The 12944-nt window shown below is 69.3% G+C and carries 13 protein-coding genes; 12 read left to right on the top strand and 1 reads right to left on the bottom strand.

Features of this window, described 5'->3' with window-relative positions; all coding sequences use genetic code 11:
- Positions 1-3 precede the first annotated feature (3 nt).
- Genes ACFXJL_RS32065 through ACFXJL_RS32040 form a run of 6 tightly spaced genes read left to right on the top strand, consistent with a single transcriptional unit; the run spans position 4 to position 6331 of the window.
- The gene (locus ACFXJL_RS32065; protein ID WP_384698349.1) at positions 4-1035 is read left to right on the top strand and encodes a sulfotransferase family protein; all 1032 of its coding nucleotides are present in this window, start codon (positions 4-6) and stop codon (positions 1033-1035) included.
- Positions 1032-1775 (top strand): methyltransferase domain-containing protein, encoded by a 744-nt coding sequence (locus ACFXJL_RS32060; RefSeq protein ID WP_358878534.1) that lies wholly within the window; start codon positions 1032-1034, stop codon positions 1773-1775. Before ACFXJL_RS32065 ends, ACFXJL_RS32060 begins: the two co-directional genes overlap by 4 nt.
- Position 1776: 1 nt before the next feature.
- Positions 1777-2229 carry a rubrerythrin family protein gene (locus tag ACFXJL_RS32055; protein WP_358878533.1) on the top strand — a complete coding sequence of 151 codons (453 nt, stop codon included), beginning with the start codon at positions 1777-1779 and terminating at the stop codon, positions 2227-2229.
- Complete coding sequence (locus ACFXJL_RS32050) at positions 2226-4157, top strand: methyltransferase domain-containing protein (RefSeq protein WP_384698345.1); 1932 nt, start codon at positions 2226-2228, stop codon at positions 4155-4157. The genes ACFXJL_RS32055 and ACFXJL_RS32050 overlap by 4 nt, the downstream gene beginning before the upstream one ends.
- Positions 4150-5403 carry a sulfotransferase family protein gene (locus ACFXJL_RS32045; RefSeq protein ID WP_384698342.1) on the top strand — a complete coding sequence of 418 codons (1254 nt, stop codon included), beginning with the start codon at positions 4150-4152 and terminating at the stop codon, positions 5401-5403. The genes ACFXJL_RS32050 and ACFXJL_RS32045 overlap by 8 nt, the downstream gene beginning before the upstream one ends.
- A complete protein-coding gene (locus ACFXJL_RS32040; protein ID WP_384698339.1) occupies positions 5384-6331 on the top strand; it encodes a dimethylarginine dimethylaminohydrolase family protein in 948 nt (315 codons plus the stop codon). Before ACFXJL_RS32045 ends, ACFXJL_RS32040 begins: the two co-directional genes overlap by 20 nt.
- A 19-nt stretch (positions 6332-6350) precedes the next feature.
- On the opposite strand, the gene ACFXJL_RS32035 is transcribed toward ACFXJL_RS32040, so the two are convergent.
- Positions 6351-6761 carry a DUF6027 family protein gene (locus tag ACFXJL_RS32035; RefSeq protein WP_358878529.1) on the bottom strand — a complete coding sequence of 137 codons (411 nt, stop codon included), beginning with the start codon at positions 6759-6761 and terminating at the stop codon, positions 6351-6353.
- Between the two features lie 76 nt (positions 6762-6837).
- Between ACFXJL_RS32035 and ACFXJL_RS32030 the strand changes: the two genes are divergently transcribed.
- The 6 genes from ACFXJL_RS32030 (at position 6838) to ACFXJL_RS32005 (ending at position 12875) form a co-directional block, all read left to right on the top strand.
- Positions 6838-6969, top strand: coding sequence for a hypothetical protein (locus ACFXJL_RS32030; protein ID WP_358878528.1), 132 nt, complete (start codon positions 6838-6840; stop codon positions 6967-6969).
- A 681-nt stretch (positions 6970-7650) separates the two neighbouring features.
- On the top strand, positions 7651-7869 hold the full coding sequence (locus ACFXJL_RS32025) for an MbtH family protein (protein WP_358878622.1): 219 nt from the start codon (positions 7651-7653) through the stop codon (positions 7867-7869).
- A gap of 314 nt (positions 7870-8183) precedes the next feature.
- The gene (locus tag ACFXJL_RS32020; protein WP_384698335.1) at positions 8184-10046 is read left to right on the top strand and encodes a KedN5 family methylcobalamin-dependent radical SAM C-methyltransferase; all 1863 of its coding nucleotides are present in this window, start codon (positions 8184-8186) and stop codon (positions 10044-10046) included.
- 377 nt (positions 10047-10423) lie between these two features.
- Complete coding sequence (locus ACFXJL_RS32015) at positions 10424-11506, top strand: NAD-dependent epimerase/dehydratase family protein (protein ID WP_384698332.1); 1083 nt, start codon at positions 10424-10426, stop codon at positions 11504-11506.
- A gap of 35 nt (positions 11507-11541) precedes the next feature.
- Positions 11542-12240: a glycosyltransferase family 2 protein gene (locus ACFXJL_RS32010; protein WP_384698329.1), complete on the top strand. Its 699-nt coding sequence runs from the start codon at positions 11542-11544 to the stop codon at positions 12238-12240.
- Positions 12237-12875, top strand: a complete 639-nt coding sequence (locus ACFXJL_RS32005) for a DUF2064 domain-containing protein (RefSeq protein WP_384639474.1) — start codon at positions 12237-12239, stop codon at positions 12873-12875. The genes ACFXJL_RS32010 and ACFXJL_RS32005 overlap by 4 nt, the downstream gene beginning before the upstream one ends.
- Positions 12876-12944: the final 69 nt, after the last annotated feature.

Here is a 12944-nt window from a genome sequence, read left to right as displayed (position 1 = left end):
CCGGTGTCCACTCAGGACGGCCCGATCCTGATCATCGGGACCGAACGGTCCGGGTCGAACCTGCTGCGGCTGGTGCTCGACGCGCACTCGCGCATCGCGGTCCCGCACCCGCCGCACTTCATGCGGTACCTGTCCGGCATCCCGTACAACGGTGATGTCAACGCGATGGTGGGTGACGCGATGCGGTTGTTGCGCTACCACATCCACCCGTGGCCGCATGTGATCGACCGGGCCGCCGTGACCGAGGCTGCCGTGAGTGGAAAGACGCCGTCGCTGTTCGGGGTGGTGTCGGCGATCTACGACCAGTACCGCATCGCGGAGGGCGCGGCCCGGTGGGGGTGCAAGAGCACCTTCATGGTCGAGCACGTCGACGACGTGCTCGACCAACTCCCGGACGCGCGGTTCCTGTGGCTGGTGCGCGATCCCCGCGATGTGGTCGCATCGGCGAAGCGGGCCGTGTTCGGCTACTGCCACCCGTACCGCATGGCGCTGCGGTGGAAGGCCGAACAGGAGCTCGCCCGCGCGGCCCTGGAGCGGTGGGGGCCGAAAGTGGTGCACCTGGTGCGGTACGAGGACCTGGTGTCCGCGCCCGACCGGGAGATCCGGTCGATCTGCGACTTCATCGGTGAGGAGGTCGAGCCCGCGATGCTGGCGCACCACCTCAGTGGCAACGCCCGTGTGACCGCCTCGCTTTCGGCCTCCTGGCGCACTGCGGGCGACCCGATCACCACGACCAGGATCGGCGCCCACCGGCGGGGTTTGTCCGACCGGGAGCGGCGGCAGGTGGAGAGCGTGGCCGCGCGGGCGATGGAGACGCTCCGCTACCCGTTCGACGGGGCCTCGCTGGACGAACGGGCTCCCGGTCCGCTCGGCGTCGCGCTGCGCGGGTTCGCGGTGCGGCTGGCGGTGGAGGCGCGATCGCTGTGCACCGACCGCAATCACTTCCGGCGCTGGCGGCGCGACGCCGTCGTCCGCTGGCTGCGCCGTCGTGCGACGCCGGGCCATGCCCTGGTTCTGTCAGGAGAGAGCAGATGAACGAAATGGGAAGCGTCCGCACGCACTTCGCCGACCGCGCGAGAACCTACGACCGGTCCAGTTCGTGGTGCACCGACGACGCACTCGGCGAGCTGATGCTGTCCACGGCCGCGCCCCAGCCGGGCGATGCGGTCCTGGATGTGGCATGCGGTACCGGACTGGTGTCAAGGCTGTTCGCCGGGCGGGTGCGACGGCTGGTCGGCGTGGACATCACGCCGGAAATGGCCGAGCAGGCGCGCGACATGCTCGACGAACTGGTGATCGCCCCGGCGGAGAAGCTGCCGTTCGACGACGGCACGTTCGACCTCGTGGTGTGCCGTCAGGGGATCCAGTTCATGACGCTGCCGGACGCGGTACGGGAGATGGTGCGGGTGACCCGGCCGGGTGGGCGGGTCGTGCTGACCCACCTGTGCGCCTACGGGGACGACGACCGCGACGACTACTTCGAGATCCTGCGGCTGCGCAACCCGGCCCGGCGGCACTTCTTCCGGCCCGGCGATGTCGAGGCCCTGCTCGCCGGCGCGGGATGTGACCCGGTGCGGTCGCAGCGGTATGTGTCGGTGGAGGACGTGGACGTGTGGTCCGACAACGGCGCGATCGACGAAGACGCGCGGAAGGCCATCCGGGACCGCTACGGAAGTGCGTCCGCCGCGTTCCGCGCACGGCACGCGGTGGCCGAGGCGGACGGGCGGATCACCGACCACATGCTGTTCGTCATCGCCTCGGGAACGAGGGTCTGACATGGAACCTGAGCAGTCCCTTGCAAACGGCGTGCAGAGCGCGTTCCTCGCCGAGGCGGCCACCGCGGCTCGGTACACCTACTTCGCACAGGTCGCCGAGATCGAGGGTCACACCGAGGCGGCCCGGGTGTTCGGCGAGCTCGCCGAGAGTGTGGCCTGCGCCGCCCACGGGCACCTGGATGTGCTGCGTGACCTGCTGGGCGGCGACGATCCGAGCACCGGCCACGCGCTCGGCGACACCCGCCGCAACCTCGCCGCGGCGATCAGCGGCGACCTCGGGGAGGCCACCGAACGCTACCCCGGCCTTGCGGCACAGGCGCACACGGAAGGCGTGGCCGATCTGGCGAGCTGGCTGGAGACACTGTGCACGCTGAAGAAGACGCACGTGGACCGGCTGGAGCAGGCCCTCACCGGGCTGACCGAGCCGCGGTTCGCCGGAAACGGAGCGCCATGACCACCGAATACACCGCCGAGGCGATCACCGTCTACTCCGGGCTGGAGGCGGTGCGCCGCAACCCGTCGATGTACGTCGGATCGACCGGCTCGGACGGCGCCCACCACCTGGTGCTCGAACTGATCGACAACGCCGTGGACGAGGCCGCAGCCGGGCACTGCGGCGCGATCTCGGTGGAGTTGCACGAGGACGGCTCCTGCTCGGTCACCGACGACGGCCGGGGCATCCCCACTGATCCGCACCCGGAGGCCGGGATCCCGGCGTGTGAGCTCGTGCTCACCACGCTGCACTCGGGGGGCAAGTTCGACCACTCCTCGTACGCGACCTCGGCTGGGCTGCACGGCGTCGGCCTGGCCTGCGTGAACGCATTGTCGGAGTGGTTGCGGCTGGACGTGTGGCGCGACGGCGCGCACCACAGCGAGTCGTTCGCCCGGGGCTCGATCGAAACCCCGCTCAAGCGGGTCGGCGACAGCGTCCGCCGCGGCACCCGGGTGTGGTTCCGCCCGGACCCGGAGATCTTCTCCTCGTGCGTCCTCGACACGGACCTGGTGCACGCCCGGCTGCTCGACATCGCATACCTGCACCCGGGTCTGCGGGTCGATCTCACCGACCACCGCACCGGGCGGCACGAGTCGCTGTGCGAGACGACCGGGGTGCGGGGCCTGCTCGCGTACCGCGCCCGCGACGCCGAGAAGGTGCACGCCGAGCCGGCCACCATCACCTGGGCCGAGGACGGGTGCGTGATCGACGCCGCCGTCCAGTGGACCGAGGGGTACGCGGAGCAGATCTTCAGCTACGTCAACACCATCCGCACCGACCTGGGCGGATCGCATGTGGACGCCCTGCGCGGCGCGCTGGCCGGGGTGGTGGCCGACCACCTCGGCCCGTCCGCGGACAAGATGACCGTGGTCGACATCCTGGAGGGGCTGACCGCGGTGATCGCGATCCGGATCCCGGACGCGCGGTTCGACGGCCAGACCAAACGCACCCTGCGCAACGACGACGCGGGCGCCCGCGTGTTCGACGTCGTCACCGAGCAGGCGCGGCGGGCGCTGGCAGCCGACCCGGAGCTGGCCCGCCGCATCGCCGAACGGGCCATCGACGCGAGTCGGGCCAGGCTCGCCGCGCGGCTGGCCGGGCGGACGGCCCGCTCCCGGACCCGGGCGGTCGAGGTCGACTACGCGGTCTACCAGAAACAGTTCGGGATCCGCTCGAAGGACTGGCACGACTCGTGCTCCTGGCTCACCGACGAGGACCTGCTCGGCAAGCACGCGGAGCTGTGCGCGGTGCCGCAGGACGCGCGGATGCTGGACGTGTGCTGCGGCAGCGGTGTCGTCGGCGGCGCGTTCCGCGGCCGGGTCGGCGAGATGGTCGGGCTGGACCTCACCCCGGAGATGGCCGCGCTCGCCGCCACCCGGCTGGACGTCGTACACCAGGGCACCGTCTACGACCTGCCGTTCCCCGACGCCAGTTTCGACCTCGTGGTCACCCGGGAGGTGCTGCATCTGCTGCCCCAGCCGGAGCGGCCGGTGTCGGAGATCTTCCGTGTGCTGCGGCCGGGCGGCCAGTTCATCGTCGGGCAGATCGTGCCGTACGCGGACGTGGACGCGTTCTGGATGTTCCGTGTGTTCAAGAAGAAGCAGCCACTGCTGTACCAGATGTTCCGCGAGGAGGACTTCCGGGCGTTGCTCACCGGCGGCGGGTTCACCGACGTACGGATGGAGGAGTACTTCCTCTGGGAGTCGATCGACCGCTGGATCGATACCCACGAGACGACACCGGCGAGCCGGCAGGAGATCTACCGCCTCTACTACGACGCGCCGCGCGAGGTACGCGCCGTACACCCCTTCGAGGTGCTGCCGGACGGCTCGGTGCGCGACCGGTGGCGGTGGTGCGTGTACTCGGTGCGGAAACCCGATCATGCCTAGCCGCACCGTGGATCGCCCGGTCGCCGAGGTCGTGCGCGGGCTGGAGTCGCTACGACCGCTGCGGGGCACGCCGGTGCCGCACTTCCGTGCGAAGGTGCGCGATCTCGTCGTTGTCGCGTCGAGTTCGCGGGGCGGGTCGAGCATGCTCACCGAGCTGCTGCGGTCCTCGCCGCACCTACTGCACCTGCGCGCCGAGCTGAATCCGTTGCTGCGGCTGGTCGGCCTCGACCACCCGCACAGCGGCACGGGATCCGACGTGCTGGACGCGGCGCACTGGCACGGGCTTTCGCCGCGGTCCCAGGCGTTGTTCGAGGCAGAACTGGCATTGGACGCGGGCTCGCCCGGCACCGGCGTGGAGAACCTGGCGGTGGACGCGGCGTGGCGGCTGGTCATGCAGTGGCCGGGGCTGGGCCTCGATCCCGTCGACCTGGTGCGGACCGCCGAGGCGGTACTGGACCGTGATCTCCCCCGGTTCACAAGGGCGTTGATCAGTATGGTCGGCGTGAACCCGTGGTACTACGACCTTCTCGGGCAGTCACCGGGACCACGACCGGCCGGGCCGCCCGGTGACATGTTGCTCGAAGAGCCGCCCTTCGTCCTCCCCCGTCCGTGGCGGCCCGCGAACGAACACGATGTCGCCACGAAACCACTGGTGATCAAGACCCCGGGCAACGCCTACCGGCTCGACTTCCTGCGGGCGGCGTTCCCCAACGCGCGCCTGTGGGTGCTGCACCTGACCAGGAATCCGGCCGCTTCGATCAACGGTCTGGTCGACGGGTGGCTACACCACGGGTTCCACGCGTACCGGCTGGACGAACCGCTGCGCATCGCCGGATATGCCGACGTGCGGCCGGCCGACCGGCACTGGTGGAAGTTCGACCTACCACCCTGCTGGCCCGCGTACACCGCCGCCGCCCTGCCCCGGGTCTGCGCCCACCAGTGGTTGTCGAGTCACCGTGCGGTGCTCGCGCACGGGGCGGATCACACGGTGCGATTCGAGGACCTGATCAGCGGTCCGCACGCCCGTGCGGACGCCGTCGAGCGGATCGCGGACTGGCTGGGGATCCCGTTCGAAGGGCCGCTGAAGCAGGCCGCGACCGACGGCATCGCCGCCACCGTGGCCACCGCCGCGCCACGCCCCGGCCGGTGGCGGGCGCGCGAGGAGGAGATCCGGTCCGCACTGAGCACCGACGTGCTCACGATGGCGGAGAGGCTTGGCTATGTCGATGACGACCACTGGATCTGAGCTGAGCACCCACGGCGGCCCGGGCTGGGTCCCCCGGGTGGCGTCGCATGTGGACGAAGTCGCGGCCGGGAGTGTGTGGGCGCCGTGCGGGTACCGGTCCGAGACGGCCGCACTGCGGTCAGTGCTGCTGGTCCGCCCGCCGGACAGCATCGCCGCCGTACGACAACCCGGGGCATCGCTCATGCTCGGGCCGGTGGATCTCCCGGCGATGCGGGCGCAGTGCGACGCGCTGGCGGACCGCCTGCGGGACCACGGGGTCGAGGTACACCTGACGTCGCCCGCGGCGACGCCCAACGTGGTGTTCGCGCGGGACCTGTTCTGGATGACCCCGGCCGGGGCGGTGGTGGCGCGGATGGCGTCAGCGCAGCGTGCCGGCGAGGAGCGGCATGCCGCGCTGGCGCTGGCCGAGGCCGGGTTCCCGATCCTGCGCACGGTGTCCGGCACCGCTGTGTTCGAGGGCGCCGACGCACTGTGGATCGACCCGTCGACGGTGATCGTCGGTACCGGGTTCCGCACGAACGCGGCCGGCGCGGCAGAGGTCGCCTCGGCGGTCGCGGAGCTGGGGGCGCGGGTGGTGACGGTGCCGCTGGCGCCGGGCGTACAGCATCTGCTGGGGACGGTGGTGTTCCTCGACTCGTCCACTGCCGTCGTCCACCAGGCGGCGACCCCACCGGAGTTGGCGGCGTTGCTCGCCGAGTACGGCTATCGGGTCATCGCGCTGCCGCCGGACGAGGAACTGACGGTGCGGCGCGGGATGAACCTGCTGGTGCTCGCGCCGGGGCGGGTGCTGATGCCCGCGGGCTGCCCGGGAATCCGGCGGACGCTGGAGCGGGCAGGTATGGCCGTCGACGAGATCGACATCGGCGAGTACCTGCGGGCAGCCGGCGGGATCGGCTGCGTGACCGGGGTGGTGCACCGTGAGCACTGAGAGCCGGTCACTTGGCCGATTACTGAGGCGGGTACACCGTGGGGTCGTCCAGCGGCAGCTTCAGCCAGGAGATCATCTGCCGGAGCTGGTGGTACGCCGCGAGCCGCTGCTCGTCGGAATCGGCCTCCTCGGCAGCCGCGATCGGCTCCCACAGGCGCGGCACCATCACGGGCCCGAGTTCGAGCAGGCCGCCGCTGCCGCCGGTGGCCCACTTCGCCAGTACGTACCGGACGATCGCGCCGACCGGGATGTCCAGGTTCCGGGACATCCCGCGCACGGTCTCCAGCGGGTCGAGGAGCCCGTAGTCGACCACCTCAGCCTTGAAGTTGGCGTGCGGGTCCTCCGGGGACCAGCACCGTTCCCATTGGCGCAACCGAACCGCCGGCGTACCGGTCGCGTCGTAGGCCAGGTCATCCATGTCGCCATCCATGCCGCCAGCCTAAGGGCGGCACCGAGCTTGTCCGACCGGGCAGGGATGAACACCGAAGTGAGGGAAGGAGAATCCAGTGAACGAAAACCTTCGTGAGGAGCAAGTCGCACTCGTTCCGACCGACTCGGGCGCCGCGACCAGCGGCACCGTTACGGCCGACGACGAGGCGATCCGCCACCAGCTGCGTAGCCTCGGCTACCGCATCTGACCGAACCGCCCCGGCCCTCCCACAGGGGGCCGGGGCGTCCCCGTAAAGGAGGCCGAACAGGCCCGCCGTGCACTCGGCGAGGCCGTGGCGTTCGATGCGCAGCGGCAGCTGGGATGCCTCGGGCGGCTCGTACGGGTCATCCACCGCAGTCGCCTCGGCCATTCCGGCCATTCCGGTTATCCCGGTTACCCCGGTGAGCTGACCGGTGTTCGCCTTGGCGTGCTGTCCCTTCACGTTGTGCCGCACGCACACCTTCAGCGGCGCTCCCCTCACACTTCCCGTCACACTTCCAGGGAGCCGATTCCGGCCGCCGCGTGGGCGACGCCCACCTCGTCCCAGGCTGCCTGGTGTGACGCGATCACCGGTACCAGCACGATGACGCCTTGCCGGGCTGACATCATCGCCCGCCCCCGCCCGCCGGACGTTCTGGCTCCGGTCGCGTGCGCCAGCACCCGAGTCCGGGAACAGGTCGCGTCGTGGAACACCTCCGTTCAGCACCTGCGCCGGCCCGGGCAGCCGCGGACTTGCCCGAGCTGGGCAGGCCGGTGAACCAGTCGGACCTCCCCCACGCAGATGGCCCCGGACCACCTTTTGCGAGAGGTCATCGTGCTGAAGGGCGGGAGTGTTGACCATCCGGCGACGCGTTGTAAGGTGCGGCAACTGGGAGGCGGCATGGCTGAGATGACCAACCCGTTCGACGACGAGAACGGAGTGTTTTGGGTGCTGCGCAACGACGAGGACCAGCACTCGCTGTGGCCGGAGTTCGCTCCGGTGCCAGCCGGGTGGCAAGTGGTGCACGGCCCGGACGGCCGGGCGGCATGTCTGGCCCACGTCGAGGAGAACTGGACCGACTTGCGTCCGGCCTCCCTGCGCCGCGCCATGGACGACTCGACCAGGTGAGCTACCGGCTGGAGGCCCGTTCCTCACAGTGACGGCGGTAGTGAGCCGCTTCGCCACCTGCATCGCACTCCACGTCCGCCCGCCGTCGAAGAACACCTCGACGGTGGGCGTGCGCCGCGCCGATTTCCGCGGTTGAACGTCGGAGCCAGTTGAACAACCACATTTCACACGGTGTACGGCGTGCAATCGCCCGCGGAAACCTGGCGGCCTGGCGGCATAGGGGCAGAACAGTGAGTCAGTCCACACTTCCGTTACCACGACCACGACCACGACCACGTCCACGTTCAACGGAGAAGCGCGGGCGCGCGCTGATCGTGCAACAGGGCGCCTGGGACATGCCCAAGGAATCGATGCCGCTCGCCGCCGGATATCTCACGGCCGCAGCACAAGCCGATCCGGTGGTGGGACCCGAGTTCGACGTGCGCATACAGAACTTCCGCGGTGGAGAATCGCTCGGCTCGATGGCGCGCACGATCTTCTCCGGGGTTGTGCCGGACGTGCTGGCGTTCTCCGTCTTCGGCTGGAACTTCAACCAGTTCGGCGCGCTCGCCGAGACCTACAAGTCGGTGCGCCCGGACGGTTGGGTCGTCTTCGGCGGAACACACGTCGCGCACCAAGCGGAACGCGTCTTCCGACGCTTCCCCGAGGTCGACGTCGTCGCCAACGGCGAGGGCGAGTTCACTTTCCGCGACCTACTGCTCGCTGTTCTTGAGGAGAAGTCGCCGTACGACCTCGCGCAGGTCCCGGGAATCTCCTACCGCGACGAGGAAGGCACGATCCACACCACTGCCGAGGCACCGCGCATCGACGACCTGGACAGCATTCCGTCGCCGTTTCTCACCGGTGCCATCCCACTGCTCGACCACAACGGCCGGTTCCCCTACGACGTTGCGCTGATGGAGACCAACCGCGGCTGTCCGTACAAGTGCTCGTTCTGTTACTGGGGCGGCGCGGTCGGCCAGAGGATGCGCGACTTCTCCCGCGAACGGCTGCGCGCGGAACTCGACCTCTTCGGTTACCACCAGATCCCGACGGTGGTGTTGTGCGACTCGAACTTCGGTATGCGCCAACCGGACGCGGAGTTCGTCGAGGACCTCGTCAGGACGCGCGAGAAGTACGGGTTCCCGCAGTCGTTGGAAACGTCATGGGCGAAGAACAAGTCCAAGACGTTCCACAACATAATCCGCCGGATGAAGGCCGAGGGATTCCAGAGCTCGTTCACCGTGGCGCTACAGACACTGGACGACACGGCGTTGCGTGACATGGGCAGAAGCAACATGCGGCTCAACGAGTGGAAGGACCTGGCGGCATGGCTCGCGGCGGAGGGACTCGACGCCTACGCCGAGCTGATCTGGGGCGCCCCCGGTGAGACGGTCGACTCCTTCCTGACGGGCTACGACAGACTGTCCGAACACGTGTCCCGCATCGCCGTCTACCCACTGTTGCTGCTGCCCAACACGAGCTACACGGAGAACCGCGAGGTGCACGGCTTCGTGACCGTGCGCGGTGACAACGACGATTTCGAATACGTTCTCGCCAACCGCACCGTCACGGTCGCGGAGAACACGATGATGCAGCGATTCATGTTCTGGGCCCGGATGATGAGCGAGAACATGTACTTCCGGCACATCTGGGTACCGCTGCGGGAGCTCGCAGGGCTCACCCAGAGCGCCGTACTACTGATCCTGTCGGACTGGTTCCAGGACTCGACCGATGCCGCCGTCGCCGAGTTGCTCGGCCACGGCCGCGAGTTCACCGACTCCGGTCTGATCGTCGAGTCGCTGCACAAGCTCTACGCCGACCCGCGGTTCGCGCCGATCTTCCAGCGGTGGTGGGATGAGGCGATCCTGCCGAAGGTGCCCGGGCAGCACCGACCACTGCTGAACGAGATCTTCCGCTACGACAATGTGACCCGCCCGATCTACTCCGGAGCGGGTGCCGAGGACGCCGAGGTGCGCAGCATCGACGGCCTGCCGCACTACGTCCGCAGCGGGCTGCGGTTCCAGTACGCGATGCCGCACATCCTCGACGCCATCCGCGCGAGCCGGCCGTTCGACGACAAGCCCTCACCGGTCGAACTGACGCTCGCGTATCGCGTCGGCTTCGACGACTACCTCGACAACCACGAACTCGCGACCTACTACTCCGGTCGTTGCCTTGAGATCCGGGAGAGCTGACAGCACAACGGACGGGCACCACGTATGGCAACGCGTCCACCCGCTGATCCTGCCTTCCCGAACTCCAGCTTGGTGCCAACCAGGACTAAATGATGTGGGATGGGGAGCGGCCTTCTGAAGGGGTCTCAAGCGAGCTTGCCCAGTCGTGGCGAACGGCTTCCGGAGGGGCAACTGAGCTCTCACTCTCCGGCAGCCCGCTCCGAGGGATGGGGGCTCGCTCCCGGCCGCTCCAGTTCACACTCTCTCCGACATACCGGTACTGATGGCACTCATGCCCCTCGGGCTGCTGTCATCGCCCCGTGGGACACAACTCGATTCCCTTCGGACACCGCGCTCCTTGCGACGCATCGGCGACACCGCGCATTAGAGTCCTCGGTATGCGTGTATTGGTCACCGGAGGTGCAGGTTTCATCGGCTCGCACATCGTGGCTGCGCTGGCTGACCGCGGTCATGAGGCGGTGGTGCTGGACGCTCTGCTGCCGTCGGCCCACGACGCCCGGACGAGGCCCGGACCAGGGGTGATTCACGCGGACGTACGGGATCGGGTCGCGATGGCGGACGCCTTGCGCGGTGTGGACGCGGTGAGTCATCAGGCGGCCATGGTGGGATTGGGCGGCACGGGGTTCTCCGACGGGCCGGACTATGTCAGCTGCAATGACCTGGGGACGGCTGTGCTGTTGGCGGCAATGGCGGAGGCGGGCGTCCACGATCTGGTGCTGGCCGGGTCGATGGTGGTGTACGGCGAGGGGCGCTACGACTGCCCCCGGCATGGTTGGGTCCGGCCGGGTCCGCGCGCGACGGCGGACCTGGAAGCGGGTCGTTTCGAACCCCACTGCCCGGACTGCGGTGCGGAGCTCGTCCCCGGTCTGGTGGGCGAGGACGCGCCGGCCGATCCACGCAATGTGTACGCGACGACCAAACTGGCCCAGGAGCATCTGGCGGCGGCGTGGGCACGGGCGACCGGAGGGCGAGCCGTCTCGCTGCGCTATCACAATGTGTATGGGCCGGGGATGCCCCGGGATACTCCGTACGCGGGGGTGGCCTCGTTCTTCCGTTCGGCACTGGCACGAGGGGAATCCCCCAGGGTTTTCGAGGACGGCAGGCAACTCCGGGATTTCGTCCATGTTCGGGATGTGGCCGCCGCGGGTGCGGTCGCACTGGAGGCCCTGTCCGGTCGCGAGCCGGGGGCACTGTCCGTCTTCAACACTGGCAGCGGGGAGCCACACACGGTTGGGGAGATGGCACACGCCTTGGCCAGTGCTCACGGTGGCCCCGAGCCTGTCACCACTGGCGAGTTCCGGTTGGGCGATGTTCGGCACATCACCGCCTCCTCGTGCAGGTTGAACGGCGAGCTGGGTTGGCGGGCTCGGGTCGGGTTCGTGGAGGGGATGACGGAGTTCGCGCGCAGCGGCCTTCGGGAATCGTGCGGTGGGACACCACAAGACTCGTGGGTGAAATGACGGGAATGGTCATCATGGGTTCTTAGGGTGGGTGGGTGACCGAACCCAGCCCTGCGGCGGTGGATGTCGTCCTTCCTTGTCTGAATGAAGCGGCTGCGCTGCCCTGGGTGCTGGCGCGCATCCCACCGGGCTGGCGGGCCGTTGTCGTCGACAACGGCTCGTCGGACGGTTCCGCCGGGATTGCCGAGGCCCATGGTGCGACCGTGGTCTACGAGTCTCAACGAGGTTTCGGCGCCGCTTGCCACGCGGGGCTTGAAGCGGCCACCGCCGACGTTGTCTGCTTCTGTGATTGCGACGCCTCCCTCGACCCGGGACTGCTGCCTGCCCTGGTGCGCGAGGTGGAAGTGGGGCGAGCCGAGTTGGTGCTCGGGCGGCGACGCCCGACCGGTCAGGGTGTCTGGCCCGCGCATGCCCGGGTGGGGAACCTGGTGCTCTCCCGGATGGTGCGCCAGCGGACCGGGCTGCGGTTGCGTGATCTCGGACCCATGCGCGCCGCGCGCCGGGAAGCTCTGCTCGATCTGGGTCTGACTGACCGGCGCAGCGGCTATCCGCTGGAGATGGTGGTCCGTGCCGCGGATGCGGGCTGGCGGGTGCGGGAGGTGGATGTGCCCTATCTCCCCAGGGCGGGGAAGTCGAAGGTCACCGGGACCTGGCGGGGCACGTGGCAGGCGGTAGAGGACATACGGGCGGTGCTGGCCCTGCCGCCGATGCCCAACCGACGGGATGTCCCGTGACCACGCTCCTGGTGATCGCCAAGGCACCTGTTCCGGGCCGGGTGAAGACCCGGCTGACCCCGCCCTACTCCCCACGTCAGGCAGCCCTGCTCGCGGAGGCGGCTCTCGCCGACTCGCTGGCCGCGGTGGCGGACGCCCCCGTACGGCGGCGGATCCTGATCCTTGACGGGGTGCCCGGCAGGTGGCTCCCGGATGGTTTCGAGGTGGTGGCGCAGTGCGCCGGGTCGTTGGACGTCCGACTGGCTGCCGCCTTCGCGCTCTGTGCCGGACCGGCAGTGCTGATCGGCATGGACACCCCGCAGGTCTCCCCCGCTCTGCTCGCCCCGGCTCTCGCGAGGGATGCCTGGCGGGGGTGTGACGCATGGTTCGGACCGGCGGTGGACGGCGGCTTCTGGGCTCTGGGGTTCGCCGTACCGGAGCCCGAGTTGGTGCGCGGGGTGCCGATGTCCCGGCCGGACACCGGCAGGGTGCAGCGAAAACGTCTGGTCGACGCCGGTCTCACCGTGCGTGATCTGCAGGTCCTGCGTGATGTCGACACCTCGGAGGACGCGCTCGCGGTGGCCGCCGAGGCGCCGCACACCCGATTCGCCCAGGCCCTGGCCCGACTACCCCGGGCCGGAGGGAACGCACCGTGAACCGTGCCCGAGCTGTCGAGACCTCGACCCTGTGGACGCGGCAACCGCCGACGGTTGCACGGGGGACGC

Origin of the sequence: Streptomyces sp. NPDC059256 (genome assembly GCF_042753785.1) — a bacterium.
GTDB lineage: Bacteria > Actinomycetota > Actinomycetes > Streptomycetales > Streptomycetaceae > Streptomyces.
This window is presented reverse-complemented; position numbering and strand designations above follow the sequence as displayed.

Coding starts and splice junctions, on each gene's coding strand:
- ACFXJL_RS32050 (WP_384698345.1), top strand. CDS start 2,226: ATGACCACCGAATACACCGCCGAGGCGATCACCGTCTACTCCGGGCTG.
- ACFXJL_RS32015 (WP_384698332.1), top strand. CDS start 10,424: ATGCGTGTATTGGTCACCGGAGGTGCAGGTTTCATCGGCTCGCACATC.
- ACFXJL_RS32060 (WP_358878534.1), top strand. CDS start 1,032: ATGAACGAAATGGGAAGCGTCCGCACGCACTTCGCCGACCGCGCGAGA.
- ACFXJL_RS32035 (WP_358878529.1), bottom strand. CDS start 6,761: ATGGATGGCGACATGGATGACCTGGCCTACGACGCGACCGGTACGCCG.
- ACFXJL_RS32045 (WP_384698342.1), top strand. CDS start 4,150: ATGCCTAGCCGCACCGTGGATCGCCCGGTCGCCGAGGTCGTGCGCGGG.
- ACFXJL_RS32025 (WP_358878622.1), top strand. CDS start 7,651: ATGACCAACCCGTTCGACGACGAGAACGGAGTGTTTTGGGTGCTGCGC.
- ACFXJL_RS32055 (WP_358878533.1), top strand. CDS start 1,777: ATGGAACCTGAGCAGTCCCTTGCAAACGGCGTGCAGAGCGCGTTCCTC.
- ACFXJL_RS32040 (WP_384698339.1), top strand. CDS start 5,384: ATGACGACCACTGGATCTGAGCTGAGCACCCACGGCGGCCCGGGCTGG.